The organism is Nocardioides luteus, assembly GCF_000960475.2.
Classification (GTDB): Bacteria; Actinomycetota; Actinomycetes; order Propionibacteriales; family Nocardioidaceae; genus Nocardioides; species Nocardioides luteus_A.
In genome coordinates this window covers 14,311-40,948 of the sequence record NZ_JZDQ02000024.1, presented here as the reverse complement: position 1 = coordinate 40,948, position 26,638 = coordinate 14,311, and the positions used below count along the sequence as shown (strand labels likewise).

The window sequence follows — 26,638 nt, the reverse complement described above, 5'->3', positions numbered from 1 at the left end:
GTGCCGTCAGCCGCGGCCGGCGTACGGCATTCCGGTCGCGAGGATGGTCATCGCGGGCACGCTGACGCCGAGCGGCAGCTGGGCCATGGCTACGACCGCGTCGGCGACGTGCTGGGGATCGAAGGTCGGCTCGGGGCGTACGGTGCCGTCGGCCTGACGGGCACCGACCGCGATCCCGGCGGTCATCTCGGTGGCCGCGTTGCCGATGTCGATCTGGCCGACGGCGATGTCATGGGTGCGGCCGTCGAGGGCGAGCGAGCGGGTGAGGCCGGTGATCGCGTGCTTCGACGTGGTGTAGGCCGCGCTGCCGGGGCGCGGGACGTGCGCGGAGATGGAGCCGTTGTTGATGATCCGCCCGCCGCGCGGGTCCTGCCGCTTCATCTGGGCGAACGCCTCGCGGGCGCAGAGGAAGGAGCCAGTGACATTGACGGCCAGCGTCGACGCGAACTCCTGCGGCCCGACCTCGTCGGGGTCACCGCTCGGGCCGAAGGTGCCGGCGTTGTTGACCAACAGGTCCACGCGCCCCCACAACCCGACGACCGCGGCGAACGCCGCCGACACGTCGGCGGCGGAGGCGACGTCGGTCGGCAGCACGAGGGGCCGCGCCATCACCGACGCCGTCTCGTCGAGCGAGGCCTTGGTGCGCCCGAGCAACGCGACCTGGAAGCCGGCGCCGTCCAGGGCCTGGGCGATCACCCTGCCCAGGCCCGAACCGGCGCCGGTGACGACCGCGACCGGCATCAGCCGAACTGCCGCGACAGGACCGCGTGCCGGTTGACGTCCTTGTAGAGCAGGTAGCGGAACCGGCCGGGGCCACCGGCGTAACAGGCCTGCGGACAGAACGCCCTCAGCCACATGAAGTCGCCCTCCTGCACCTCCACCCAGTCCTTGTTGAGCAGGTAGACGGCCTTGCCCTCGAGGACGTAGAGCCCGTGCTCCATCACGTGCGTCTCCGGGAACGGGATCGCGCCGCCCGGCTCGAAGCTGACGATGTTGACGTGCATGTCGTGGCGTACGTCATCGGGGTCGACGAAGCGCTGGGTCTTCCAGGCGCCGTTGGTGCCGGGCATCTCGCCGCCGGGCACGTCGACCTCGTTGGTGACGAACGGCTCCGGTACGTCGATGCCCTCGACCCGCTGGTAGGCCTTGCGGATCCAGTGGAAGCGGGCGACCTGGTCGCTGGTGTTGTGCAGCGTCCAGGCGGAGCCGGGCGGCAGGAAGGCGTAGCCGCCGGGGGCGAGGTCGTGCTTCTCCCCCTCGATCGAGAGCGTCAGCGCGCCCTCGACCACGAAGAGGACGCCCTCGGCACCGGCGTCGAGCTCGGGCTTGTCGCTGCCGCCGCCGGGCGAGACCTCGACGATGTACTGCGAGAACGTCTCGGCGAAGCCCGAGAGCGGCCGGGCGATCACCCAGAGCCGGGTGCCCTCCCAGAACGGCAGCTTGCTGGTGACGATGTCGCGCATGGTGCCACGGGGAAGCACGGCGTACGCCTCGGTGAAGACGGCCCGGTCGGTGGTCAGCTCCCGCTGCGACGGGTGGCCGCCGGTCGGGGCGTAGTAGCGGCCAGGAGGGTTGTGTGCTGCGCTCATGGTCGGGCTCCTTCGGTGGTGACTCTGCTGAGCAGCCGGCCCTGGGGCGCGGCCTCGATGTCGATCTTCTCGCCGCGCAGCCAGGTCTGGCGTACGACGCCTGCGAGGGTGCGGCCGTGGTAGGGCGTGACGGCGTTCTTGTGATGGAGCCTCTCGGCGTCGACGACGAAGGTGTCGTCAGGGGCCAGAACCGCGAAGTCGGCGTCGTGGCCGACCGCGATCTTCCCCTTCCCCGGCAGCCCGGCATGACGAGCGGGAGCCGCGGACATCCAGCGGGCGATGTCGGTGAGCGCGAATCCGCGCTCGCGGGCCTCCGTCCAGACCGCCGACAGGCCGAGCTGGAGCGACGAGATCCCGCCCCAGGCGACCCCGAAGTCGCCGGTGTCGAGGGCCTTCAGGTCGGGGGTCGAGGGCGAGTGGTCGGTGACGACCATGTCGATGACGCCGTCGCGCAGGCCCTGCCAGAGAAGCTCGCGGTTGGCCGCCTCCCGGATGGGCGGACAGCACTTGTACTGCGTCGCGCCGTCGGGGATCTCCTCCGCGGCGAAGGTCAGGTAGTGCGGGCAGGTCTCGGCCGTGATCGGGACCCCGTCGTGGCGGGCCGAGGCCAGCATCGCAAGCACGTCGGAGCTGGAGACGTGCAGGATGTGGACGCGGCAGCCGGTCCACCGGGCCAGCTCGATCACCTGGGCGATGGCCAGGTTCTCGGCGCCCCGCGGCCGGCTGTTCAGGAATCGTTCGTACGCCCCGCCACCCGCCGCGGGCGCGTGCTCGATCGCGTGGGCGTCCTCGGCGTGCACGATCAGCAGACCGTCGAAGGTCGCGATCTCGCGCATCGCGAGCTCGAGCTGGTCGGCGTCGAGCGGCGGGAACTCGTCGACGCCCGAGTGCAGCAGGAAGCACTTGAAGCCGGAGACGCCCGCCTCGTGCAGGGGTCGCAGCTCGGCGAGGTTGCCGGGGATGGCGCCGCCCCAGAAGCCGACGTCGACGAAGGCCTGGCTCGCGGCGGTCTTGCGCTTGAGGTCGAGCGCCGCGAGGTCGCAGGTGGGCGGGATGCTGTTGAGCGGCATGTCGACGATCGTGGTGACCCCACCGGCGGCCGCGGCCCGGGTCGCGGAGGCGAAGCCCTCCCACTCGGTCCGTCCCGGGTCGTTGACGTGCACGTGCGCGTCGACGACGCCGGGCATCAGCACCTCGTCGTCGGCGAGCTCGACCACGCGGTCCGCTGTGAGCCGGGCGGACTCCACCGCGACGATCTTCCCGTCGCTGACGCCGACGCTGCCTGCCGTCTCGCCGTCCGGGGTCACCATCCGCGCCGCCCGGATGACGATGTCGAGATCTCGACTCACACCTTCACCTCTGCCTCATCGACTGCCTCTTCGACTGCCACCACTCGCGTCCGCTGGCGACCGAGACCGGTCACCTCGGCCTCCACCACGTGCCCTGCCCGCAGGAAGGGCCGGGGCTCGGGCCGCAACGCTGCGACCCCGCCAGGCGTCCCGGTCAGCACCAGGTCGCCGGGCTCGAGTGTCATCAGCGTACTGAGGTAGGCGAGGACCTCACCGACGCCGTAGGCCATCCGGGCGGTCGTCCCGTGCTGTCGCCGCTCACCGTCGACCCACAGCTCCAGGGGCAGCGCCTGCGGGTCGCCGACGGCGTCGGGCGTGACCAGCCACGGGCCGATCGGGGTGAAGGTGTCGGCGCACTTGCCCTTGGCCCAGGTCGGCCCGGCAGCGATCCGGGCCCGCTCGCTGACGTCGTCGGCGGTGAGGTAGCCGCCGACCGCGGCGAGCGCCTGCTGCGGGTCCGGGCACCGGGAGAGCCGTCGCCCGATCACCACGCCCAGCTCGACCTCGTAGTCCGTCATCGTCGAGCCCGGTGGCAGCTCGATCGCGTCGTACGGCCCGACGACCGTCGTCGAGGGCTTGAGGAAGACCACCGGCTCGTCCGGGATCGCGACCCCGGCCTCCTCGGCATGGTCCTCGTAGTTGAGCCCCACTCCGACGACCTTGCCCGGTCTCGCGACCGGCGGTCCGATCCGGGTGCCGTCGGGGACTCTCGGAAGTACGCCCGAGGCGATCGCCTCTCTGACCGCGGCGAGCCGCTCGGGGTCGCCGAGCAGGTCGCCGTCGATCGCCGGCACCACGGCCGACAGGTCGCGCAGTACGTCCTGGTGGTCGAGGGCCGCGGGGCGTTCCTGGCCCGGCGGTCCCACGCTCAGCAGTCTCATGCGTCCTCCTCGGATGTTGACCGAGATACCTCGGTCTGGTTGCGGTTCCCTCGTGGAACTCCACGAAGGAGGTGCGCGCTCACCGAGTTACCTCGGTGAGCATTCCGGCGGCGATCCGCTCGGCGATCTGCTCGAGCAGGGCCGCCGCGTCGGTCAGGCAGCGCTGGCGGTCGGGTTCGATGTCCGTCAACGCGTACGCAGCCCCGATCCCGGCCGCCCGCAGCCGGTCGTGATCCAGGTGGTTGACCCCGCAGACCGCGACGACCGGGACACCGGCGCGGGCGGCTGTGGCGGCGACACCGGCCGGTGCCTTGCCGTGCAGGGTCTGCTCGTCGAGCGCCCCCTCGCCGGTGACGACGAGGGTCGCGCCCTCCAGCCCAGCCTCGAAGCCGACCAGCTCGAGCACGAGGTCGATCCCCGAGCGGAGCTCGGCATCGAGGAGGGCCACGGCGGCGAAGCCGACCCCGCCGGCGGCCCCTGCCCCGGGGTGGTCCCGGAGGTCGGCACCGGTCGCCTCCGCGACGACGGAGGCCCAGTGGTCGAGCGCGGCGTCCAGGCGTTGGACCTGGTCGGGGTCGGCGCCCTTCTGCGGCCCGTAGATCGCCGCCGCGCCGCGGGGGCCGGTGAGCGGGTTGTCGACGTCGCAGGCGACGGTGATCTCGACCCCCTCGACCCGGCGGCGGAGCTCGGTGAGGTCGAGTCGGGCCACCTGCTCGAGGCCGGCTCCGCCCTCGGGCACCGGCGCGCCGGAGGCGGTCAGCAGACGGGCACCGAGCCCGCGGAGCAGGCCGGCTCCCCCGTCGGTGCTGGCGCTGCCGCCGATGCCGAGCACCACCCGGCGACAGCCGGCATCGATCGCGGCCGCCATCGCCTGGCCGGCGCCGAGGCTGGAGGCGCCCAGTGGATCGGGCGCCCCCGGTAGCCGGGCGAGCCCGGCCGCGTCGGCTAGCTCAACGACAGCGGTGTCGTCGCGCCGGGCGTACGCGGTCCGAACCGGTGACCCGGTCGGCCCGGTCACGCCGACCGGCACGAGCGTGAACCCGGCGGACTCGGCCGCCGCGAGGGTGCCGTCGCCGCCGTCGGCGACCGGGATCGCGTCGACGACCACGTCGGGACGCCCCCGGCGCATCCCGGCGCTCACCGCCGCCGCGACCTCGGCAGCGGTGAGCGATCCCTTGAACTTGTCGGAGGCGACCAGCACTCGGACCATGGGTCAGTCCAGGGGGACGAGCGCGGTCGGGGCGTGCTCACCACGCTCGGCGAGCTCCTCGAACTCGACGACACCGTCGATCTCGACGCCCATCGAGACGTTGGTGACCCGCTCGAGGATGACCTCGACCAGCACCGGCACCCGATACTCCGCCTGAAGCGCCTTGGCCTTCTCGAAGGCGGCACTCAGATCGCTCGGGTCGGTGACCCGGATCGCCTTGCAGCCCAGGCCCTCGGCGACCTTGAGATGGTCGACGCCGTAGCCGTCGACCTCGGGGCTGTTGACGTTGTCGAAGGCGAGCTGGACGCAGTAGTCCATCTCGAACCCGCGCTGGGCCTGGCGGATCAGGCCGAGGTAGGAGTTGTTCACGACGACGTGGATGTAGGGGATGTTGAACTGCGCACCGACCGCCAGCTCCTCGATCAGGAACTGGAAGTCGTAGTCGCCCGAGAGCGCGACGACCTGGCCGTCGGGGACGGCGGTCGCGACCCCGAGAGCAGCCGGCAGCGTCCAGCCGAGCGGGCCCGCCTGACCTGCGTTGATCCAGTGCCGCGGCTGGTAGACGTGCAGCAGCTGCGCGGCCTGGATCTGGGAGAGGCCGATCGTGGTGACGTACCGGGTGTCGGCGCCGAAGGCGCGGTTCATCTCCTCGTAGACCCGCTGCGGCTTGATCGGGACGTTGTCGAAGTGCGTCTTGCGGTGCAGGGTGCGCTTGCGTTCGGCGCACTCCTCGGCCCATGCGGTGCGGTCGGCGATTCGACCGGCCGCCGCCCACTCCCGGGCGACCTCGACGAGCACCTCGAGAGCCGCGCGGGCGTCGGAGACGATCGAGTAGTCCGGCGCGAAGACGCGGCCGATCTGGGTCGGCTCGATGTCGATGTGCACGAACGTACGTCCCCGGGTGTAGGTCTCGACCGAGCCGGTGTGGCGGTTGGCCCACCGGTTGCCGATGCCGAGCACGAAGTCGCTGGCCAGCATGGTCGCGTTGCCGTAGCGGTGCGAGGTCTGCAGGCCGACCATGCCCGCATTGAGTGCGTGGTCGTCCGGGATCGTGCCCCAGCCCATCAGCGTAGGGACGACGGGCACCCCGGTGACCTCGGCGAACTCGACCAGCAGGTCGGCGGCGTCGGCGTTGATCACGCCTCCGCCCGCGACGATCAGCGGGCGCTCCGAGGCCAGCATCATCGTCAGCGCCTTCTCCGCCTGGGCACGGCTGGCCGCCGGCCGGGCGATCGGCAAGGGCTCGTACGTCTCGATGTCGAAGTCGATCTCGGCCAGCTGGACGTCGAGCGGCAGATCGATCAGGACCGGGCCGGGACGTCCTTCGCGCATCAGCCGGAAGGCCTTCTGGAAGGTGCCGGGGACCTGGGCGGGCTCCATCACGGTGACCGCCATCTTGGTGAGCGGTCCGGCGATGGCGGCGATGTCGACCGCCTGGAAGTCCTCCTTGTGGAGCTTCGCGACCGGAGCCTGACCGGTGATGCACAGGATCGGGATCGAGTCGGCGGAGGCCGAGTAGAGGCCGGTGATCATGTCGGTGCCGGCGGGGCCGGAGGTGCCGATGCAGACGCCGATGTTGCCGGCCTTCGCCCGGGTGTAGCCCTCGGCCATGTGGGAGGCCGCCTCGACGTGGCGGGCGAGCACGTGCTGGAGCCCGCCGTGCTTGCGCATCGCGCTGTAGAACGGGTTGATCGCTGCGCCGGGGAGGCCGAACAGCTGGGTCGCGCCCTCCTTCTCCAGGATCAGGACGGCGGCGTCGACCGCGCGCATGCGTGCCATGTCAGTTCTCTCCCTTGGTCTCGGAGCCGCTCAGGCGCTCGACGCCCCGCAGCAGCGCGGAGTGGTCCAGGCCGCCGTCGCCGTTGGCCCGGGCGCTCGCCATCAGCTGGGCGACCAGCGAGCCGAGCGGGACCACGACGCCGGCCTCACGGGCGGCGGAGGTGACGATCCCCATGTCCTTGTGGTGCAGGTCGATCCGGAAGCCGGGCTGGAAGGACCGGGTCAGCATGTTCTCCTTCTTCTGGTTGAGAACGCTCGAACCCGCGAGCCCGCCGCCGAGCACCTCGAGGGCGGCCTTGGTGTCGACGCCGTACGCCTCGAGGAAGACGACCGCCTCGGACAGCGCCTGGATGTTGGCGGCGACGATGAGCTGGTTGGCCGCCTTGACCGTCTGGCCGGCACCGCTCGGGCCGACGTGGACGATCGTCTTGCCGACGGCGTCGAAGAGCGGCTTCGCGGTGGCGAAGTCGTCCTCCGCGCCCCCGACCATGATCGAGAGGGCCGCGTTCTTCGCGCCGGCCTCGCCACCGGAGACCGGGGCGTCGAGGATGCGGAAGCCGCGCTCGGTGGCCTGCTCGGCGAGCGCCGCGCTCACGTCGGGCCGGATGCTGGAGAAGTCGATGATCAGGGCACCGGTCGGGGCCGACTCGAAGACGCCGCCCTCGGCGGTGAGGACCTCTTCGACGTGGGGCGAGTCGGGAACCATGACGCAGACGACCTCTGCGTCGCGGCAGGCGTCGGCGGTCGAGGTGGCGGCGCGGCCGCCGGCCTTCACGAGGGGCTCGGCCCGCTCGACGTTGTGGTCGTAGCCGGCGACGCTGTGCCCGGCCTCGGCCAGGTGGACGGCCATCGGGTTGCCCATGATGCCGAGGCCGATGAATGCGATGTTGGTCATGATGATCTCTCCTGCGGGGTCGTCAGTGGGTGCTGGTCGCGGCGCTGCTGCGCTCGCCTGGCCGAAGCGGAGCCCGAGGCGATGTGCTCTGCAGCCAGTCGAAGCTGGCGGCGGAGGTCGTGGCGGGCTTGTACTCGAGCCCGACCCAGCCGGCGTAGCCGGCCGCCTCGAGTGCAGCGAGCTGCCGCTCGAGCGGGAGGTCGCCGGTGCCGGGCTCGTTGCGGCCCGGGGCGTCGGCGATCTGGACGTGGGCGATGCGAGCGGCGTACGCAGCGATCACCGCGTCGACGTCGTCACCGTTCACGGCGAGGTGGTAGAGGTCGGCGAGCAGGCCGATGTTGGGCTCGCCGGCGCGGTCGATCGCGGCCACCGCGTCGGCGGTGGTGAGCAGCGGGTAGCGGTCGGCGCCGCTGACCGGCTCGACCAGCACGGTGCCGCCGATGCGGGCCGCGGCCCGGGCGGCCAGCGCGAGGTTCTCGGCGCCGAGCTCGTCCTGCTCCTCGGCGGCGACGCCGTCGATACGGTTGCCGTAGAGCGCGTTGAACGCGGTGCAGCCGAGCCGCTCGCCGATGCCGATCGTCACGTCGATGTTGTCGCGGAACTCGGCCGACCGGGCCGGCCACGAGACCAGGCCGCGGTCGCCGCCGGGCATGTCACCGGCGAAGAAGTTGAGGCCGACCAGCTGCACCCCTGCGTCCTGCACGGCGGTGACGAAGGCGTCGACGTCGCTGTCGGACGGAACCGCCTCGGCGAAGGGCCACCAGAACTCCACCGCGTCGAAGCCGGCGGCCTTCACCGCAGCAGGTCGCTCGAGCAGCGGGAGCTCGGTGAACAGGATCGAACAGTTCACCTCGTAGCGGAGCTGGTGGGACATCCTCACCATTCCTTCCGTAATGCGGAATTTGATTTCTGACATTCGAAATATAAGGATGTGAGCGGAGTCACGTCAACCCCGTCCCGGCGTCAGGCCCCAAACTGGTGAAGAAACGACAACGGGCCTCCCGCGTACGTGCGCAGGCGTTGTACGTTCCTCCAAGACGCGGCTTCGGACCGACGGACCGTGGAGGACTTGTGCTACTTGCAGAGCTGTTGGAGACGCCCCGCCTGGGGCTGCGGCTCCTGCATGCGCCCGAGGGCTCGCTCGAGCGTCCGGTGGGCCGCACGATCACGATCGACCTGCTCGAGCCGGGCCGCTATCTGAACGGCGGCGAGCTCGTGCTCACCGGCCTCGTCTGGCGTCGCAGCCCGGAGGACAGCGAGACGTTCGTGTCCTCGATCGCAGAGGGTGGCGCGACGTGCCTGCTGGCCGGCGCGGCCCTCCTCGGCGCGGTGCCCGACGATCTCGTCGAGGCCTGCCGCCGCCACCAGGTTGCCCTGGTCGAGGTCCCCGGCGACGTGGCGTTCGCCGACATCACCGAGTACGTCGCGGCCGCAGGCGCCGCCGGCGAGAGCGCCCGGATGTCGGCCAGCCTGGCCCGCCAGCGCCAGCTGCTCTCCGCCATCGCCTCGGGCCGCAGCCTCGACGAGCTGGCCGCCCGGGTGGCCTCCGAGATCGGCCACGCGTGCCGGGTCCTCACCGCGAGCGGCCGGCATGTCGTACCCGGCCCCGGCGAGCTCGACCCGGAGACGGTCGACGCGCTCACCCGTCGCTTCCTGACCGCCGATCTGCTGCCGGCGGTGGCGGAGGTCGGCGACCGCAGCTACTCCCTGTTCCCCGTCGGGTCGGGCCTGGCCGACCGGGTCACCGGATGGACCGTGGTGGTCGAGAGCGACCACACCACCTGGCCACGGGAGGACCTCGACATGGTCCACGAGTTCGGCGCCATCACCGCCCTCGACCGCTCGCGGCGCGACGAGGGGTTCCGGGTTCGGCGGCCGCTCGCGGCCGCGACCCTCGCCCACCTGGAGGCCGGTGCCTCACCCGCAGAGATCGCGACCGGGCTACGCCAGTCCGGTCTCGATCCCGAGCGACCGCTCGTCCTCGCCGTGGCCGAGCTCGGGCCGGGCGGCCCGCCCGACGCGGTCGCCGCGGTGCTCGAGGACGTGGCCCTCGGCCTGGGGCCGTCGGTCGTCGCCAGCGCCGCCCGGGACGGCTGCGCGGTCGCCTTCCTCCCCGCCCGCCCCGACCTCACCGACCAGCTGCGCCGATCGCTCACCCGGCTGGCGCCGGCGCTGGTCCGCGGCTCGCTGTCGGTCGGACTGAGCGGCGAGAGCGGCATCGAGGCCCTCGCCGGCGCACTCGAGGAGGCCCGGTTCGCACACCGGGTCGCCCGCTCCGGCGGCGGCGCGGTGACGCTGTCCAGCTCGGAGGAGGTCACCTCCCACGTGCTGCTGCTCGCCACGGTTCCCGACGACATCCGCCGCACCTACGCGCAGCGCGTCCTCGGCCCCGTGCTCGAGCACGACCAGCGCACCGGGAGCGATCTGGTGCCGACGCTCGACCGGTTCCTGACGTACGCGGGATCCTGGACGCGCACCGCGGAGTCGCTCCATCTCCACGTCAACAGCGTGCGCTACCGGATCTCCCGGGTGGAGGAGCTGACCGGCCGTGACCTCACCACGATGGAGGACCGGGTCGACGTCTTCCTCGCCCTCCGATCGCTCTGATCCGCCCTGATCGCTCTGACCCGCCGCCGGTGTAACACGTCGTTCGTAGGACTACTCGCCCTATCAGAACGACCGGAAAGTCCTACGAACAGCGTGTTACACGCGATCCGCAGGCCCCTGTTTCACCTCGCCGAAACCGATCCGAAACCGGCAGAACGCCATCCTGGAGGATCACACAAAGCCCGGATCGACGCAGACCCCATCTTCGGATGATCGGCGGGTGCCGCTCGGGGCCCGAACAGACCAGGCTGTGGTGTTAGTCACAGCTCACCTGCCCACCAGGGCGCCCCCGAGAAAGGTGTGAGGATGAACGCGAGAGCAGCCCTGAGGTCGATACGGCCCCAGAAGAAGGATGGTGGCCGCCCCACCCACCCCGTCGACGAGGTGCTCCCGGCGGGCAAGCTCGCCGTCTACGGCCTCCAGCACGTACTCGCGTTCTACGCCGGTGCGGTGATCGTGCCGATCCTCCTCGCCAACTCGATCGGGCTGAGTCAGCAGGAGCTGATCCACCTGATCAACGCGGACCTGTTCACCTGCGGCATCGCCTCGATCATCCAGTCGGTCGGCTTCTGGAAGGTCGGCGTACGCCTGCCGCTGCTGCAGGGCGTCACCTTCACCGCCGTCTCGCCGATGATCGCGATCGGGATGGCGGCCGGCGGCGGCACAGACGGCCTGCTCGTCATCTACGGCGCAGTGATCGTCGCCGGCCTGGCGACCTTCTTCATCGCCCCCTACTTCAGCCGGCTGATCCGGTTCTTCCCGCCGGTCGTGACCGGCTCGGTGATCACGATCATCGGCATCGCGCTGCTGCCCGTCGCGGCCGCCGACGCGACCGGTGGCGCCGGCCCGACCTCGGACCCCACGAGCGGCCGCAACCTGGCGTACGCGCTGGGCACCCTGGCCCTGATCGTGGTCATCCAGCGGGTCTTCAAGGGCTTCATGGCCACCGTCGCCGTGCTCGTCGGCCTGGTCGTCGGCACCCTCGTCGCGTGGGCGCTCGGGGACGCCCACTTCGACGCGGTCGCCGGCTCCAGCTGGGTCGGTGTCACCACCCCGTTCCACTTCGGCTGGCCGCAGTTCTCTGCCGCCGCGATCGTCTCGATGATCGTCGTCATGCTGATCACCGCCGTCGAGACCACCGGTGACGTCTTCGCCACCGGCGAGATCGTCGAGAAGCGGATCGGCCGCGCCGACATCGCCCGCGCCCTGCGCGCCGACGGCCTGGCCACCACCATCGGCGGCGTCTTCAACTCGTTCCCCTACACCTGCTTCGCCGAGAACGTCGGCCTCGTCCGGCTGACCCGGGTCAAGAGCCGCTGGGTCGTCGCCGCGGCCGGCCTGATCATGGTCTTCATCGGCCTCCTCCCGAAGGTCGGTGCGATCGTCGCCGGCATCCCGCACCCGGTCCTCGGCGGCGCCGCCCTGGCCATGTTCGCCACCGTCGCGGTCGTCGGCTTCCAGACGCTCAGCAAGGTCGACTTCCACGACCACCGCAACGTGGTGATCGTGGCGACCAGCGTCGGCCTGGCCATGTACGTCACCGCGCAGCCCGAGGTCGCCCAGGCCGTCCCGGGGTGGGCTGAGATCATCTTCGGCAGCGGCATCACCCTGGGCAGCCTGACCGCGATCCTGCTCAACATCCTGTTCCACCACGTCGGCCCGGACTACGGCCCGGCCGTCGCCGGTCAGCCCGGCGAGGGCGTCCGCCTGGACCAGGTCAACCAGATGGGACGTACGGAGTTCGTGGAGACGTTCGACGGTCTCTTCCAGGGACCGCGGTGGATGGTGGAGCGGGCCTGGGAGCAGCGGCCGTTCACCGACACCCACGCCCTGCGCCGTGCGTTCCAGGACGCCCTCTTCGGCGGCTCGGCCGAGGAGCAGCGCGAGCTGATCGAGGCCTACCCCGAGCTCGGATCGAAGCTGGTCTCGGAGGGGATGGTCGGCGAGGAGTCGCTGCGTGACCAGTCCTCGAAGGGCCTGACCCACCTGCCCGAGCCGGACCAGGAGGCGCTGACCTCGCTCACCGACGCCTACCACGAGCGGTTCGGCTTCCCGCTGGTCATCTCCGTACGCGACTCCGACTCGCTCGACCGGATCCTCGCCGAGGGCCGCGAGCGGCTCGGCAACTGCGAACGGCAGGAGCACGCGGCCGCGCTGATCGAGATCGCCAAGATCGCCGGCCACCGCTTCGACGACTTCCTGCGCGATGCCAACCCGATCCACAGTGCCCGCACCCGCAACCCGATCCGGAGCCAACGATGAGCACACCCAGCGTCACCGTCAACGGGGACCAGGTACCCCTGACCGGGGTCGCCACCCACACCACCACGCTCGACTGGCTGCGCGACCGTGGCCTGACCGGTGCCAAGGAGGGCTGCGCCGAGGGCGAGTGCGGCGCCTGCTCGGTGCTGGTCGCCCGGCCCGGCACCACCTCGCCGACCGAGTGGACCTCGGTCAACGCCTGCCTGGTCCCGGTCGCCGCGCTCGACGGCCAGGAGGTCGTCACCAGCGAGGGCCTCGGCACCAGCAGCGACCTGCACCCAGTCCAGCAGGAGCTGGCCGTACGCGGCGGGTCGCAGTGCGGCTACTGCACGCCGGGCTTCGTCTGCAGCCTGGCCGCGGAGTACTACCGCCCGAACCGTGAGCCCTCCGCCGACGGCGCCCCCTGCGACCACGAGCACGGCCCGAACGGCGTCGACCTGCACGCGCTGAGCGGCAACCTGTGCCGCTGCACCGGCTACCGCCCGATCCGCGACGCCGCCTACGCCCTCGGCGCCCCCGAAGCAGACGACGCCTTCGCCGCGCGCCAGCAGCAGCCCCCGCCCGAGCCGCGCCCGACCCGGATCGCGGTCGACGGCGCCGAGTTCGTACGCCCGGAGACGCTCACCGAGGCCCTCGACCTGATCTCCGAGTGGCCGCAGGCGCAGGTTGTCGCCGGCTCGACCGACTGGGGCGTGGAGGTCAACCTCCGCGGCCGCCGCGCGCCGCTGGTCGTCGCGGTCGACCGGCTGCCCGAGCTGCGCGGGCTCTCCTTCCGGACCGGCCATGTCGAGATCGGCGCGGCCCTCACCCTGACCGAGATCGAGCGCAAGCTCAACGGCCGGGTCCCGCTGCTGGCCGAGCTGTTCCCGCAGTTCGCCTCGCGGCTGATCCGCAACAGCGCGACCCTCGGCGGCAACATCGGCACCGCCTCGCCCATCGGCGACGCCCCGCCGGCGCTGCTCGCGCTCGACGCCGAGGTCGTCCTGGCCTCGCCGCGCGGCGAGCGGGTCGTCGCGCTGGCCGACTACTTCACCGGCTACCGCGAGACGGTCCGGGCCGCGGACGAGCTGATCCGCAGCGTACGGCTGCCGTTGCCGCTGGCGCCGGTCGTCGGCTTCCACAAGATCGCCAAGCGCCGCTTCGACGACATCTCCAGCGTGGCCGTGGGCTACGCGCTCGAGATCGCCGACGGCACCGTGGTCCGCGCCCGGATCGGCCTGGGTGGCGTCGCCGCCACCCCGTTGCGCGCGGTCGCCACCGAGGACGCCCTCGTCGGGCAGCCCTGGACCGAGGAGTCCGTACGCCGCGCCGCGGCCGTCCTCGCCGCCGAGGGCACACCGATGGACGACCACCGCGCCAGCGCGTCCTACCGTTCGGCGATGCTCGGCCAGTCCCTGCTGCGCCTGTTCTGGTCTCGACAAGCTCGACCACCGATGACACAGGAGGTGCCCGCATGAGCGCCCTGTCCCAACGCCCCGACAACCCCGTCGTCGGGATCCCGCTCCCGCACGAGAGCGCCGCGCTGCACGTCACCGGCGAGGCGCTCTACACCGACGATCTGGTCGGGCGGATCGCCGGCACGCTGCACGCCTGGCCGGTCCAGGCGCCGCACACCCACGCCCTGGTCACGTCGCTGCGGACCGCGCCCGCCTACGAGGTGCCCGGCGTCGTACGCGTGCTGACGGCCGAGGACGTACCCGGCATCAACGACGCCGGCGTCAAGCACGACGAGCCGCTCTTCCCGACCGAGGTGATGTTCCACGGCCACGCGGTGTGCTGGGTGCTCGGCGAGACCCAGGAGGCCGCCCGGCTGGGCGCGGCCGCGGTCGAGGTCGACTACGAGGCCTTGCCGTCGCTGGTGACGGTGAAGGAGGCGATCGCGGCGGAGAGCTTCCAAGGGACCCCGCGCAACCTCTCCCGCGGCGACGCCGCGACGGCGCTGGAGGGCGCCGCCCATGTCTTCGAGGGCGAGTTCGAGTTCGCAGGTCAGGAGCACTTCTACCTCGAGACCCACGTCTCGCTGGCGCTGGTCGACGAGGGCGGCCAGGTGCTGGTGCACAGCAGCACCCAGCACCCCTCCGAGACGCAGGAGATCGTCGCCCACGTGCTCGGCGTCCCGAGCCACGAGGTCACCGTCCAGTGCCTGCGGATGGGTGGCGCGTTCGGCGGCAAGGAGATGCAGCCGCACGGCTACGCGGCCATCGCCGCGCTGGGCGCTCGGCTGACCGGGCGGCCGGTGCGGCTGCGGCTCAACCGCACCCAGGACATCACCATGTCCGGCAAGCGGCACGGCTTCCACAGCACCTGGCGTGCCGGGTTCGACGACGAGGGCCACATCGTCGCGCTCGAGGCCACGCTCACCGCCGACGGCGGCTGGAGCCTCGACCTCTCCGAGCCGGCTGGCCCGCGCGCTGTGCCACATCGACAACGCCTACTGGGTGCCGAACATCCGCGTCGACGGCCGGATCGCGCGCACCAACAAGACCTCGCAGACCGCGTTCCGCGGCTTCGGTGGACCCCAGGGCATGCTCGTCATGGAGGACCTGCTCGGGCGGTGCGCCCCGCTGCTCGGGATCGACCCGCTCGAGCTGCGGCGCCGCAACTTCTACCAGCAGGGCCAGACCACGCCGTACGGCCAACCGGTCAAGCAGGCCGACCGGCTGGCGGCCTGCTGGGACCAGGTCGCCTCGTCCGGAGAGGTGGCCCGCCGCCGTGCCGAGATCGCCGACTTCAACACTCGCCACCCGCACACCAAGCGGGGCCTGGCGATGACGCCGGTGAAGTTCGGCATCTCGTTCAACCTCACCGCCTTCAACCAGGCCGGCGCGCTCGTGCACGTCTACAAGGACGGCTCGGTGCTGATCAATCACGGCGGCACCGAGATGGGCCAGGGTCTGCACACCAAGATGCTCCAGGTCGCGGCGACCGCGCTCGGTCTGCCGCTGTCCCGGGTCCGGCTGGCGCCGACCCGGACCGACAAGGTGCCCAACACCTCGGCGACGGCGGCCAGCTCCGGCGCGGACCTCAACGGGGCCGCGATCAAGAACGCCTGCGAGCAGATCCGCGAGCGGCTCGCCCAGGTCGCCGGCGGCCAGCTCGGGATCAGCGCGAACGACGTACGAATCGAGGACGGCGTCGTCCGCGGTCTCTCGCCTGCCTCCGGCTCGATCGGCTGGAACGAGCTCGTGAACACGGCTTACCACCAGCGGGTGCAGCTGTGGGCGGCCGGCTTCTACCGCACCGAGGGGCTGCACTGGGATGCCAACGCCATGCAGGGCGAGCCGTTCAAGTACTTCGCCAACGGGGTCGCCGCCGCCGAGGTCGAGGTCGACGGCTTCACCGGTGCCTACACGCTGCGGCGCGTCGACATCGTCCACGACGTCGGCGACAGCCTGAGCCCGATGATCGACATCGGCCAGATCGAGGGCGGCTTCGTGCAGGGCGCCGGCTGGCTGACCCTGGAGGACCTGCGCTGGGACACCTCCGACGGGCCCAACCGTGGCCGGCTGGCGACGCAGGCGGCGAGCACCTACAAGCTGCCGAGCTTCTCCGAGATGCCCGAGGACTTCCGGGTGAAACTTCTCGAGAAGGCGCACGAGGAGGGCGCCGTCTACGGTTCCAAGGCCGTCGGCGAGCCTCCGTTGATGCTCGCCTTCTCGGTGCGCGAGGCGCTGCGCGAGGCGGCGGCCGCGTTCGGTCCGGCCGGCACCAGCGTGGTGCTCGGCTGTCCGGCGACGCCGGAGGCGGTCTACTGGGCGCTCGACACTGCGCGTACGCCCCAGGCCGCTGAGACGAGCGACGCCGGCGCCGAGCCGGCCATGGCCGGAGAGAGGTGATCCCATGGAGTGGCTGAAGGCCGTCCAGCGGCTGCGCGAGCAGCGGGTTCCCGGCGTACTCGTCACCCTGTCCTCCGTACGCGGCCACTCGCCGCGCGAGGCCGGGGCGAAGATGGTCGTCTCGGCCGACCGCACCTGGGCCACCGTCGGGGGCGGCAACCTCGAGGCGGTCGCGATCGAGCGCGCCCGGGCGATGCTTGCCGAGGATCGCGCCGTGCCGGAGAGCCTGAAGGTGTCGCTCTCCGACAAGGCGCCCTACCAGCACGGCGTGCAGTGCTGTGGCGGCGAGGTCGAGCTGTTCCTCGAGCCGCTGCCCGTGGTCCCGTCCGTGGCCGTCTTCGGGATGGGCCACGTCGGGGTCGAGCTGGCCCGCATCCTGGCCCGCCACGACCTCGAGCTGCACCTCGTCGACTCCCGTGCCGCCCAGCTCTCGCCTGCCCATCTGCAAGGCCTGGACGACGCCGTCGCCGGCATCCACGTCCACCAGGTGCCGGTGCTGCCCGAGCTCGTCATCGGCGAGCTCCCCGAGGGCACCCACGTCCTGATCATGACCCACGACCACGCCGAGGACGCCGCACTGTGCGACGCGGCTCTCCGCGCCGGGCACCTGGGGTCGATCGGGCTGATCGGCTCGAGCGCCAAGTGGAGCCGGTTCCGGGCCAAGCTCGCCGACGAGGGGCACACCCCCGAGGCGATCGCCCGGATCACGACCCCCATCGGCCTCCCGGATCTCGGTGGCAAGGAGCCGGCCACGATCGCGGTCAGCGTCGCGGCCCGGCTGCTGCAGATCTTCGCGGGCTCGCCCGCATCCATCGAACAACAACCAAGGTGAACCCCACGATGACGCTCTTCCGAGGAACCTTCCTCGACACTCCCTCCGACCCCTTCGCCGGTGGCCGGCTCCGCACCGAAGAGGACGGCGCACTCTTGGTGCGCGACGGCGTGATCCGCGCCCGCGGGTCCTTTGCCGACCTGCGCCGCCAGCACCCGCAGGAGGAGGTCGTCGACCTCTCCGGCGGCTTCGTGCTGCCCGGATTCGTCGACACCCACGTGCACTTCCCGCAGGTACGCGTCATCGGCGGCCTCGGCATGCCGCTGCTCGACTGGCTCGACCAGACCGCCCTCCCCGAGGAGGCGCGCCTGGCCGACACCGCCTACGCCGCGGGCGTGGCCACCGATTTCGTACGCGGCCTGGTCGGCGCCGGCACCACCACGGCCCTCGTCTTCGGCAGCCACTTCGCGCCCGCCGTCGACACCGTCTTCGCCGAGGCGGCTCGGGTCGGGCTGCGGATCACCAGCGGTCTCGTGGTCAGCGACCGGCTCATCCGCGAGGACCTGTTCACCGATCCTTCCCGGGCACGGGAGGAATCGCTCGCGCTCGCGGCCCGCTGGCACGGCGTCGGCCGGGCCCGCTACGCGGTCACCCCGCGGTTCTCGCTGTCGTGCACCGAGCCGCTGCTCGAGGCCTGCGGTGACGTGCTCGGTGCGGTGCCGGGCGCGATGCTCACCTCCCACGTGAACGAGAACGTCCGCGAGATCGCGACCGTCGAGGAGCTCTGCGGCTGCGACTACGTGACGTCCTACGACCGCCACGGGCTGGTGGGCCCTGGCACCGTCCTGGCGCACAACGTGCACCCCACCGACCCCGAGCTCGCCCTGCTGGCCGCCCGCGGCGCCGCCGTCGCGCACTGCCCCTCCAGCAACGCCGCCCTCGGCAGCGGCCTCTTCCCCCTCGCCCGCCACCGCGCCCACGGCGTACGCGTCGCGATGGGCTCCGACGTCGGCGCCGGCACCGGGTTCTCCCTGCTCAAGGAGGGCCTGGGCGCGTACGTCGCCCAGCAGCTCCTCGGCGACGCCGGCCACCCCCTGACTCCCACCCACCTCTTCCACCTGGCCACGGTCGCCGGCGCCGAAGCCCTCGGCCTCGGCGCCTCGGTCGGCGACTTCTCCGTCGGCCGCCGCTTCGACGCCCAGTGGATCAAGCCCGCCCCCAGCACCCCTCTCGCCGTCGGCCTCGCCCACGCCGCCGACCCTGCCGACGCCCTCGCCAAGATGTTCGCCCTCGGCACTCCCGCCGACGTACGCAGCGTCTGGATCGACGGCGACCTCGTCAACGCCCCCGACCCCCACCTGGTCGGCTGACCCCGCCGGTGCCGAGTCGGCGCATCCTGACCTGAAACCACGCCGAGTCGGCTCGTCATGACGAGCCGACTCGGCGAGTTTTCGAGTGAGGACGAGCCGACTCGGCACCGTTCAGCGAGGCGTCAGCCCCGTCGGCCGAAGCGTCAGCCCGGTTGGCCGAAGCGTCAGCCCGGTTGGCCGAGTGGTCAACGCGATGCCAACTCGCCCGACGCGAGTGACCTTTCGGCAGCTCTGAATCTGACCGCAGGCCGACGTGCGCGACGACAGGGGCCGAAGCGTCACGTACGTCGGCCGAAGCGTCGCCCCGGTCGGTCGAAGCGTCACTTTGGTCGGTGGAGTAGGCACCAAGGTGCCAACTCGGCCGACGCGAGTGACGTCTCGACCGACCGGACTGACGTCTCGACCGTCCTCCCGCCTTCACAAGACGATGACACCTTGTGAACGATTCACAAGGTGTCATCGTCTGGTGAAGCCGACTTCGGTGAGGATCACGTCCTCTCGATGTCATCGTCGAGCCGGTCCCCGAAGCCCTCACGAGAGTCCTGCGAGGCGGCGAAGACGGAGGCGCCGGAGCGGTTGCCGACGGTGATCTCGTTGAACAGCAGGTTGAGCACGACGGCGACCAGGGCGGTGGCGCTGATGCCGGAGTGCATGACCACGCCGGCCCAGGACGGGAAGGCGTCCCAGAAGGTCGGGGCGGCGATCGGGAGGATCCCGACGGCGAGCGCCACGGAGACGATCACCATGTTGAGGTTGTCCTCGTAGTCGACCCGGGACAGCGTGCGGATCCCCGATGCCGCGACGGAGCCGAAGAGCACGATGCCGGCGCCACCGAGCACGGGGTACGGGATCGCGGCCACCACCGCGCCGACCACCGGCAACAGCCCGAGGAGCAGCAGGACGAGGCCACCCGTGGCGACGACGTACCGGCTCCGGATGCCGGTCAGGGCGACCAGCCCGACGTTCTGCGCGAACGCGCTGCACGGGAACGTCCCGAACAAGGGCGCAACCGTGGTGGCGGCCATGTCGGCGCGGAGACCGCGCGCGACACGTCGAGCGTCCACGTCGGTCTCCACGATCTCGCCGATCGCCAGGATGTCGGCGGTCGTCTCGGTCATGATCACCAGCATCACGATCGTCATCGAGACGATCGCGCCGACCTCGAAGGTCGGGCTGCCGAAGTGCAGCAGCGGCGGCAGCGCGACCAGGTCGGCCTTGCCCACCGCCGAGAAGTCGGCGCGACCGGCCACGACGGCGATCAGCGTGCCGATGACCAGCCCGATCAAGATCGACAGCCGCGAGATCGCGCCCTGGAACACCCGGCTGATCACCAGGATGATGAGCAGCGTGAGCCCGGCATAGGCGATGTTGGTCATCGAGCCGTAGTCCGGCGCGGAGGCGTCGTTGCCCATCGCCCACCGGAACGCCACCGGCATCAGCGAGAGCCCGATGACGGTGATGATCGTGCCGGTGACCACCGCCGGGAAGAGCCGGACCAGCTGGGCGAAGAACGAGGACAGGACCAGCCCGATCAGGCCGGCGACGATGATCGCGCCGAAGACCGGGCGTAGCCCGTCCTCGCTGGCGATGGTGACCATCGTCGAGACGCTGGCGAACGAGATGCCCTGCACGATCGGCAGCCGGCTGCCGAAGGGCCCGAGACCGAGCGTCTGCAGCAGCGTCGCGAGGCCGGACACGAAGAGCCCGGCGGTCACCAGCAGCGCGAGGTCCGTGGCCGAGAGGCCCGCGGCACCCCCGACGATGAGCGGCGGCGCGATCACGCCGCCGTACATCGTCAGGATGTGCTGCGTGCCGTAGGCGAGGAGCTGGCCCGGTGGATGCCGTTCGTCCTCCGGACGGGCCGGAGCCGGGGCCGATGCGGTTGCCTGCCTCCTACGACCAAGCATGGCCGGTCCTCAGCAGAATCCGGGGATGGCGTGCCAGGCGTTGCCGGCGTCAGGGGCCTCGTCACGTACGACCGAGGCTTCGATCAGGCCGTAGGGCCGGTCCGCGGCGAAGAAGACCTCGCCGGGGTTGTCCAGGCCGAACGGCGAGAGGTCGGAGAGGAAGTGGTGCTTGTTCGGTGCGGAGAACTTGATCTCGGCGACGTCGGCGTGCTGCTCGAGCACCGAGGTGCCCATCCCGTTCAGGGTCTGCTGCAGCGCGAGGCTGTGGATCTCCGCGAACCGCTGCAGCAGCAGCGCCCGGATGGAGTCGTACGCCTTGTCCCAGTCGATCTCGGTGCCTGAATAGCGCCACCGGGCGACGAGCGAGGTCGCCAGGATCCGGTCGGTGGTCTCCTGCAGGGTGGTGTACTCGTCCTTGAGGAAGCCGTGGAACTCCGAGCCGGTCGACTTGAGCACGACCAGGTCCTTGATGCCGGACACCACATGGGCGACCCGATCAGCACCCCGCCCGTCGACGTTCACCACCGTCGTCCGTACGCCGCCACCCGATCGCACGAAGGAGTGGTCGTGACCCGCGCCGTCGACCTCGATCCGGTCCCAGGCGTACTCGTCGATCTCGACCCGGGCGCCTTCGGCGGCCGGGCAGGCCTCGAGGTAGCGGTCGGCGAGAGCGAGCGCGAACTCCTCGATCGAGGCGACGCCGATCTTCTTCGCGTAGGCGAAGACGGTGTTCTTCTGGGTGTCGGTCGGCAGCACGTCCTTCTGGTCGCCGCTGGTGTGGGCGTCGTCGAAGCGGCCGCGCAGCGCCGTGGAGACGTTGAGGTCGCGGATCTGGTGGCGAGGAGTGTCGCGGTAGATGCGTACGACGCGGTTCTCGGCCTTGCCGTACTGGTTGGGTCCAAGGTGGATGGGCATGTCAGCTCCCTCGGTAGGTGGAGTAGGCGAACGGGCTCAGCAGAAGTGGCACGTGGTGGTGCCGCCGATCGGTGACCGTGAAGGTGACGGAGACCTGCGGGTAGAAGCACTCCTGACCGGTCGCCGCGTAGTAGGCGGCGGTGCCGAATCGGAGCTGGTAGGTGCCGGCCGGGACCTGATCGGGTCCCAGGTCGGTCACCCGGCCGTCGTCGTCGGTGATGGCGTCGGCGAGGACGACGGAGGAGTCGTCGGGGTCGATCCGGCTGAGCCGGACCGGGACACCGGCGGCCGGGCGGCCGAGCGCGGTGTCGAGTACGTGGGTGGTGATGGCGCTGGTGCTGTGCTTCCCGGTCACGAGGAGACCTCCTCGACGGCCAGGACCCGCTCCAGCCGGAGCAGGGCGATCTTGCGCAGCTCGTCGGCGACCACGGCCGCCTCCTCGGCGGGCTGGTGACCGAGCCGCTCGCGGAGCGAGACCAGGATCTGGTCGGCCGAGAGGCCGCTGGCGCAGATCAGGAACACCCGCCCGAAGCGCTCCTCGTAGGCCCGGTTGCCCTCGGCGAGGGCCTGTGTGGTCGTCGGGTCGGTGCCGACCGCGGCCTGCTCGCGCCGCGACCAGGCGGCCTCGGCGTGCTCGCCCTCGGCGCGCTCGCCGATCCGCGGGTGCGCGGCCAGCGCCTGGTCGACGTCGGCCGCGGTGAACCGCCGGGCGGCCTCGTCGGCGACCCGGACGACATCGGCCTCGTCGGCGTACGGGCGCCCCGCCAGGACGGCGGCGACCCAGCTCGGCGCGTCGCAGCAGGCCTTCAGCGCAGACCGGACGACGTCCGCCGGTGAGGTGTTGAAGCTCTGGAGGTCCATGAACCGTTCTTTCTCGCTATGCGGAAACTAATTTCCGTACAGCAACAACGATTGCATGTGGCTCTCGTCACAGTCAACAGTTTGTTGAAAAGTTTGGCTACTCCCGCTCGCGGTTCAGGTAGTTGTAGACCGTGAACCGGGTGACCCCGAGCGCGCCGGCCACGATCTCGGCGCTCTTGCGGTAGTCGAACGCGCCGCGTTCCTCCAGCAGCCGCACGGCGCGCTGCTTCCCCTGCCGGTCCAGGGACCGCAGGTCGCCACCGAGCTCGTCGGCGACCTCGGCGAGCAGCCCCTCCAACCCGCCGACCGTACGCCGCGGAGCGCTGTGTCCCTCGACGCGCACCTGGAAGGTGATCTGGTCGGCGCCGTGGTCCAGCCCGGCGGCTACCACGGCGGCCAGGGTCGCCAGGACCGCGTCCCGCTCGCCGCGCACCGAGGTTCCCAGCGGCCCGAAGTCACACTCCAGGCCCGCCTCACGGGCGGCTTCGAGTGCCGCCGTCGCGTGCTCGGGAGGCTCGCCCTCACCACGGAACGGTTCGGTCGTGAACTCGGCTTCGACGCGCATGGCGGCAGGCTACCCAGCCTGCCGCCATGCGATCTGGATGCTGGTCGTGATCCCGGGGCCGAGTCAGCCGATCCGCCGGCGGGCGAGCTCGGCCAGCTTGGCCTGGTCGATCCCGGCGAGCCGCTCGACCTCGTCGGCCGCGACCGCCCCGCACTCCACCCCGCGCAGCACGAACGCGGCGAGCGCGGCAGCGGTCGCCGGCTCGTCCAGGTAGCTGGACGAGCCGCCGTGGACGTACGCCTTCAGCCGGGCCGAGGCGACCTCGAGCCCGTCCCGGAAGAACGCGTACGTCGCCAGGTAGCGGCTGGGGAGCTGGGCCGGATGCAGGTCCCAGCCCTGGCAGATCCCGCGAGCCAGCGAGCGGCGGACCAGGCGCGAGTGGAGCCGCCACGCAGCGCGCACCGAATCCGCGTCCCCGACCGGGAGCACGTTGGTCGAGCCGTCGGAAACGAAGACGCCGGTGCCGGCGGCGGCCACCTGCATCACGTCCTTGGCGTGGTCGGCGACCGGGTGCTCCATGCTCTGGAAGGCGGCCGCGACACCGAGGGAGGCGGAGTAGTCGTAGGTCCCGTAGTGCAGACCCGTGACCCGCCCGGAGCCCGCGGCGATCATCCGGGCGATCAGCGCGGTGCCGTCGGAGCCGAGGATCGCCTGCGGCGTCTCGACCTGGATCTCGAACCGAAGACTTCCGGCCTCGATCCCGTGCGCCGCCTCGAGCGCGGACAGCGCGGTCACCATCGCGGTCACCTGCTCCACCGAGGTCACCTTGGGCAGGGTGATGACGAAGCCGTCGCCCAGGCCGCCCTCGCGAATCAACGAACCCAGGAAGAGATCGAGCGTACGCAGCCCGCGATGTCGCGTCGGCGCCTCGAAGGACTTGATCCGGATGCCGTGGAACGGCGGCGCGGCGCCGTCGCGGACGGTGGCCGCAAGCGCCCCCGCGGCCGCAACCACAGCAGCATCCTCGTCAGCATCCGGCCGGTTCCCGTAGCCGTCCTCGAAGTCGATCCGCAGGTCCTCGATGGGCTCGTCGGTCAGCTTGGCGCGCACCCGGTCGTAGATCGCATCGACCGCGTCAGAGCCCAGTCCGAAGACCGAGGCGACCTCGGCCGCCGAGCCCCCGAACTCGTCCAGCGCGGCGACGGATTCGGCCGACCACTGCGCCACCGTCTTGTCCGAGTAGCGGTCACCGGGCACGTAGACCGTGTGCACCGGCTGCCGTACGCCACGATCCCCCGGATAGCCGGCGGCCAGCGCCGCGTCGGCGTCGGCCAGCTCGCGGTCGAGCCGCGCAACCAGATCCTCGAGATAGCTCATGCACCCGCCACCTGGTCATAAGCGGGAAGCGTCAGGAAGTCGATGTAGTCGTCGGCGAGCGCGACCTCCTCGAAGATCGTGCGGGCCTGCTCCAGGCGGTGCTCGGTCTCGCCGGCCGCCGCGAGCAGCTTCGCCATCTCCTCGTCCAGGACCTGGCGTACGAGCTCGGCGGTCACCGGCGTCCCGTCATCGAGCTTGGAGGAGTTGTGCACCCACTGCCAGATCTGCGAGCGGGAGATCTCGACGGTGGCGGCGTCCTCCATCAGGTTGTGGATGGCGACCGCGCCGGCACCGCGGAGCCAGGCGTCGAGGTAGACCAGCGAGACCTCGACGTTGTCGCGCAGGCCGGCGAGCGTGATCGCGCCGCCCGCGGAGGTCACATCGAGCAGATCCGAAGCAGCGACCGTGACGTCGTCGCGCTGCCGGTCGACCTGGTTCGGCCGGTCACCGAGGACACCGTCGAAGATCTCGCGGCAGATCGGCACCAGGTCGGGGTGGGCGACCCAGGAACCGTCGAAGCCGTCGCCGGCCTCACGCTCCTTGTCCTCGCGCACCTTGGCGAAGGCGATCGCGTTGACCTCCTGGTCCTTGCGGCTCGGGATGAAGGCCGCCATGCCACCGATCGCGTGGGCGTTGCGGCGGTGGCAGGTCTTGACCAGCAGCTGGGCGTACGCGCGCATGAACGGCGAGGTCATCCCGACCGTCGCCCGATCGGGCAGCACGAAGGAGGGCCCGGCGTCGCGGAAGTACTTGATCAGGCTGAACAGGTAGTCCCAGCGGCCGGCGTTGAGCCCGGAGGCGTGGTCGCGCAGCTCGTAGAGGATCTCGTCCATCTCGAACGCGGCCGGGATGGTCTCGATGAGCACCGTCGCGCGCACGGTGCCGTGCGGGATCCCGAGCTCCGCCTGGGCGAAGGTGAACACGTCGTTCCACAGCCGCGCCTCGAGGTGGCTCTCCATCTTCGGGAGATAGAAGTACGGCCCGCTCCCCCGCTCCGCCAGCTCGCGGGCGTTGTGGAAGAAGTAGAGCCCGAAGTCGACGAGCGCACCGACCACCGGCGCCCCGTCGACCAGCACGTGCTGGTCGTCGAAGTGCCAGCCGCGGGGGCGCATCACGATCGTGGCCAGCCGCTGGTCCTGCTTGAGCTCGTAGAGCTTGCCCTGCGGCGACATCGCGGAGATGTCGCGCCGGATGGCGTCGCGCAGGTTCACCTGGCCGCCGATGACGTTGCTCCAGTGCGGGGTGCTGGCGTCCTCCATGTCGGCCAGCCAGACCCGGGCGCCGGAGTTGAGGGCGTTGATCGTCATCTTCCGATCGGTCGGGCCGGTGATCTCGACGCGGCGGTCCTGGAGATCCTCGGGCACCGGTGCCACGGTCCAGTCGCCGGCGCGTACGTCTGCCGTCTCCGGCAGGAAGTCGAGCCGGCCGGTGCGCGCGACCTCCTCGCGCCGGGCCTTGCGGGCGGCCAGCAGCTCGTCACGGCGGGCCCCGAAGCGTCGCTGCAGCTCCGCCACGAAGTCGAGGGCCTCAGGGGTGAGGATCTCGTCTCCCCGCTCGACCTGGCCACCGGTGATCTGAATGTTCACGAGCTCCACCCTCCCAGGGCTACAGTTTTCCTTTGAATGGATTCTTCTTTCCGCATTGCGGATATTAATCGGAGGGAACAACCGGCGCAACCGTCCGGATTTCCTCTAGACGACGCTAGACTTCCGTCATCCGGAAGAACAGCCCGGAGGGACAAAGGAGTTCAGGTGAGCGAGAACGAGAAGGCACCCAGGGCACGCGCCGGTGCCGTGCAGTCGATCGAGCGTGCCTTCGCGCTGCTCGAGACGATGGCCGACGCCGGCGGGACCATGGGACTCTCCCAGCTCGCCGCCGCCTCCGGCCTGCCGCTGCCGACCATCCACCGGCTGGTCCGCACCCTCGTCGACCTGGGCTACCTCCGCCAGGAGGCCAACCGGCAGTACGTCCTCGGCCCCAAGCTGATCCGCCTCGGCGAGAGCTCCTCCCGCATGCTCAGCACCTGGGCCCGCCCCCACCTCGCCCGGCTCGTGGACGAGGTCGGCGAGTCGGCCAACCTGGCGATGCTCGACGGCGACCAGATCGTCTACGTCGCCCACACCGAGTCGCGCCAGTCGATGCGTATGTTCACCGAGGTCGGCCGCCGGGTCTCCCCGCACTGCACCGCCGTCGGCAAGGCGATCCTCGCCGACATGGCTCCCGACCAGGTCCGCGACATCCTCCGGCGCACCGACATGGTCCCCTACACCCCGACGACGATCACCTCGCGCGACGAGTATCTGGACCAGCTCGAGCAGGTCCGCGAACGCCGCTACGCCATCGACGAGGGCGAGCAGGAAGCAGGCGTACGCTGCGTCGCCGTCGCCGTCCCCGACTACGCCCCGCGCCTGGCGATGTCGATCAGCGGACCCACCGGCCGGATGAGCGACGAGCTCATCGAGCGCGCCGTCCCGCTGCTCACCGAGGCCGGCAAGCAGCTCGCCGCCGACCTGGCCTGACCCC

Annotated in this window: 22 protein-coding genes and 1 pseudogene; 8 read left to right on the top strand and 15 right to left on the bottom strand. The window is 71.2% G+C overall.

Going from position 1 to position 26,638, the window contains the following annotated elements; translation table 11 throughout:
• Positions 1-6: 6 nt before the first annotated feature.
• The 8 genes from UG56_RS17115 to UG56_RS17080 form a co-directional block, all read right to left on the bottom strand.
• Positions 7-741 carry an SDR family oxidoreductase gene (locus UG56_RS17115; RefSeq protein ID WP_045551542.1) on the bottom strand — a complete coding sequence of 245 codons (735 nt, stop codon included), beginning with the start codon at positions 739-741 and terminating at the stop codon, positions 7-9.
• Entirely contained in the window at positions 741-1,589 is an 849-nt protein-coding gene (locus UG56_RS17110) for a bifunctional allantoicase/(S)-ureidoglycine aminohydrolase (protein ID WP_045551541.1), read from the bottom strand. Before UG56_RS17110 ends, UG56_RS17115 begins: the two co-directional genes overlap by 1 nt.
• Positions 1,586-2,938 carry an allantoinase AllB gene (gene allB / locus UG56_RS17105; protein ID WP_084101194.1) on the bottom strand — a complete coding sequence of 451 codons (1,353 nt, stop codon included), beginning with the start codon at positions 2,936-2,938 and terminating at the stop codon, positions 1,586-1,588. Before allB ends, UG56_RS17110 begins: the two co-directional genes overlap by 4 nt.
• Positions 2,935-3,819 carry a fumarylacetoacetate hydrolase family protein gene (locus UG56_RS17100; RefSeq protein ID WP_045551540.1) on the bottom strand — a complete coding sequence of 295 codons (885 nt, stop codon included), beginning with the start codon at positions 3,817-3,819 and terminating at the stop codon, positions 2,935-2,937. The genes allB and UG56_RS17100 overlap by 4 nt, the downstream gene beginning before the upstream one ends.
• Positions 3,820-3,898: 79 nt before the next feature.
• Complete coding sequence (locus tag UG56_RS17095) at positions 3,899-5,029, bottom strand: glycerate kinase (RefSeq protein ID WP_071327155.1); 1,131 nt, start codon at positions 5,027-5,029, stop codon at positions 3,899-3,901.
• 3 nt (positions 5,030-5,032) lie between these two features.
• A complete protein-coding gene (gcl, locus tag UG56_RS17090; RefSeq protein WP_045551843.1) occupies positions 5,033-6,808 on the bottom strand; it encodes a glyoxylate carboligase in 1,776 nt (591 codons plus the stop codon).
• Position 6,809: 1 nt separating this feature from the next.
• Complete coding sequence (locus UG56_RS17085) at positions 6,810-7,703, bottom strand: 2-hydroxy-3-oxopropionate reductase (protein WP_045551842.1); 894 nt, start codon at positions 7,701-7,703, stop codon at positions 6,810-6,812.
• A gap of 22 nt (positions 7,704-7,725) precedes the next feature.
• A complete protein-coding gene (locus tag UG56_RS17080) occupies positions 7,726-8,577 on the bottom strand; it encodes a hydroxypyruvate isomerase family protein (RefSeq protein ID WP_045551841.1) in 852 nt (283 codons plus the stop codon).
• 197 nt (positions 8,578-8,774) lie between these two features.
• Here UG56_RS17080 and UG56_RS17075 point away from each other — a divergent pair, with 197 nt between their 5' ends.
• From UG56_RS17075 to UG56_RS17050, 7 genes and pseudogenes are all read left to right on the top strand, one after another.
• Entirely contained in the window at positions 8,775-10,310 is a 1,536-nt protein-coding gene (locus UG56_RS17075) for a PucR family transcriptional regulator (RefSeq protein WP_071327154.1), read from the top strand.
• A 306-nt stretch (positions 10,311-10,616) separates the two neighbouring features.
• Positions 10,617-12,572 carry a 2-oxo-4-hydroxy-4-carboxy-5-ureidoimidazoline decarboxylase gene (uraD, locus tag UG56_RS17070; RefSeq protein WP_045550917.1) on the top strand — a complete coding sequence of 652 codons (1,956 nt, stop codon included), beginning with the start codon at positions 10,617-10,619 and terminating at the stop codon, positions 12,570-12,572.
• Positions 12,569-14,029 (top strand): xanthine dehydrogenase small subunit, encoded by a 1,461-nt coding sequence (locus UG56_RS17065; RefSeq protein ID WP_045550918.1) that lies wholly within the window; start codon positions 12,569-12,571, stop codon positions 14,027-14,029. The genes uraD (UG56_RS17070) and UG56_RS17065 overlap by 4 nt, the downstream gene beginning before the upstream one ends.
• A pseudogene (locus UG56_RS28870) lies at positions 14,026-15,118 on the top strand (molybdopterin cofactor-binding domain-containing protein); the annotation flags it as partial. The gene UG56_RS17065 and the pseudogene UG56_RS28870, both read left to right, overlap by 4 nt.
• Positions 15,098-16,408: a molybdopterin cofactor-binding domain-containing protein gene (locus tag UG56_RS28865; RefSeq protein WP_371264392.1), complete on the top strand. Its 1,311-nt coding sequence runs from the start codon at positions 15,098-15,100 to the stop codon at positions 16,406-16,408. The pseudogene UG56_RS28870 and the gene UG56_RS28865, both read left to right, overlap by 21 nt.
• 4 nt (positions 16,409-16,412) lie before the next feature.
• On the top strand, positions 16,413-17,240 hold the full coding sequence (gene xdhC, locus UG56_RS17055) for a xanthine dehydrogenase accessory protein XdhC (RefSeq protein ID WP_045550920.1): 828 nt from the start codon (positions 16,413-16,415) through the stop codon (positions 17,238-17,240).
• Positions 17,241-17,248: 8 nt separating this feature from the next.
• On the top strand, positions 17,249-18,550 hold the full coding sequence (locus UG56_RS17050) for a guanine deaminase (protein ID WP_045550925.1): 1,302 nt from the start codon (positions 17,249-17,251) through the stop codon (positions 18,548-18,550).
• Between the two features lie 488 nt (positions 18,551-19,038).
• Here the strand turns inward: UG56_RS17050 and UG56_RS17045 are convergent, their stop codons facing one another.
• The 7 genes from UG56_RS17045 to aceB all read right to left on the bottom strand — a co-directional run bounded on the left by UG56_RS17045 (position 19,039) and on the right by aceB (position 25,701).
• On the bottom strand, positions 19,039-20,457 hold the full coding sequence (locus UG56_RS17045; RefSeq protein ID WP_045550921.1) for a nucleobase:cation symporter-2 family protein: 1,419 nt from the start codon (positions 20,455-20,457) through the stop codon (positions 19,039-19,041).
• A gap of 9 nt (positions 20,458-20,466) precedes the next feature.
• Complete coding sequence (gene pucL, locus UG56_RS17040; protein ID WP_045550922.1) at positions 20,467-21,372, bottom strand: factor-independent urate hydroxylase; 906 nt, start codon at positions 21,370-21,372, stop codon at positions 20,467-20,469.
• Position 21,373: 1 nt separating this feature from the next.
• The gene (gene uraH / locus UG56_RS17035) at positions 21,374-21,727 is read right to left on the bottom strand and encodes a hydroxyisourate hydrolase (RefSeq protein ID WP_045550923.1); all 354 of its coding nucleotides are present in this window, start codon (positions 21,725-21,727) and stop codon (positions 21,374-21,376) included.
• Positions 21,724-22,233 (bottom strand): 2-oxo-4-hydroxy-4-carboxy-5-ureidoimidazoline decarboxylase, encoded by a 510-nt coding sequence (gene uraD / locus UG56_RS17030; RefSeq protein WP_071327153.1) that lies wholly within the window; start codon positions 22,231-22,233, stop codon positions 21,724-21,726. The genes uraH and uraD (UG56_RS17030) overlap by 4 nt, the downstream gene beginning before the upstream one ends.
• A 97-nt stretch (positions 22,234-22,330) precedes the next feature.
• A complete protein-coding gene (locus UG56_RS17025) occupies positions 22,331-22,798 on the bottom strand; it encodes a helix-turn-helix domain-containing protein (RefSeq protein ID WP_045549072.1) in 468 nt (155 codons plus the stop codon).
• 63 nt (positions 22,799-22,861) lie between these two features.
• Positions 22,862-24,115 carry a DUF6986 family protein gene (locus UG56_RS17020; protein ID WP_045549071.1) on the bottom strand — a complete coding sequence of 418 codons (1,254 nt, stop codon included), beginning with the start codon at positions 24,113-24,115 and terminating at the stop codon, positions 22,862-22,864.
• Entirely contained in the window at positions 24,112-25,701 is a 1,590-nt protein-coding gene (gene aceB, locus UG56_RS17015; protein WP_045549077.1) for a malate synthase A, read from the bottom strand. Before aceB ends, UG56_RS17020 begins: the two co-directional genes overlap by 4 nt.
• 165 nt (positions 25,702-25,866) lie before the next feature.
• Between aceB and UG56_RS17010 the strand changes: the two genes are divergently transcribed.
• Positions 25,867-26,634 (top strand): IclR family transcriptional regulator, encoded by a 768-nt coding sequence (locus UG56_RS17010; protein WP_045549070.1) that lies wholly within the window; start codon positions 25,867-25,869, stop codon positions 26,632-26,634.
• Positions 26,635-26,638: the final 4 nt, after the last annotated feature.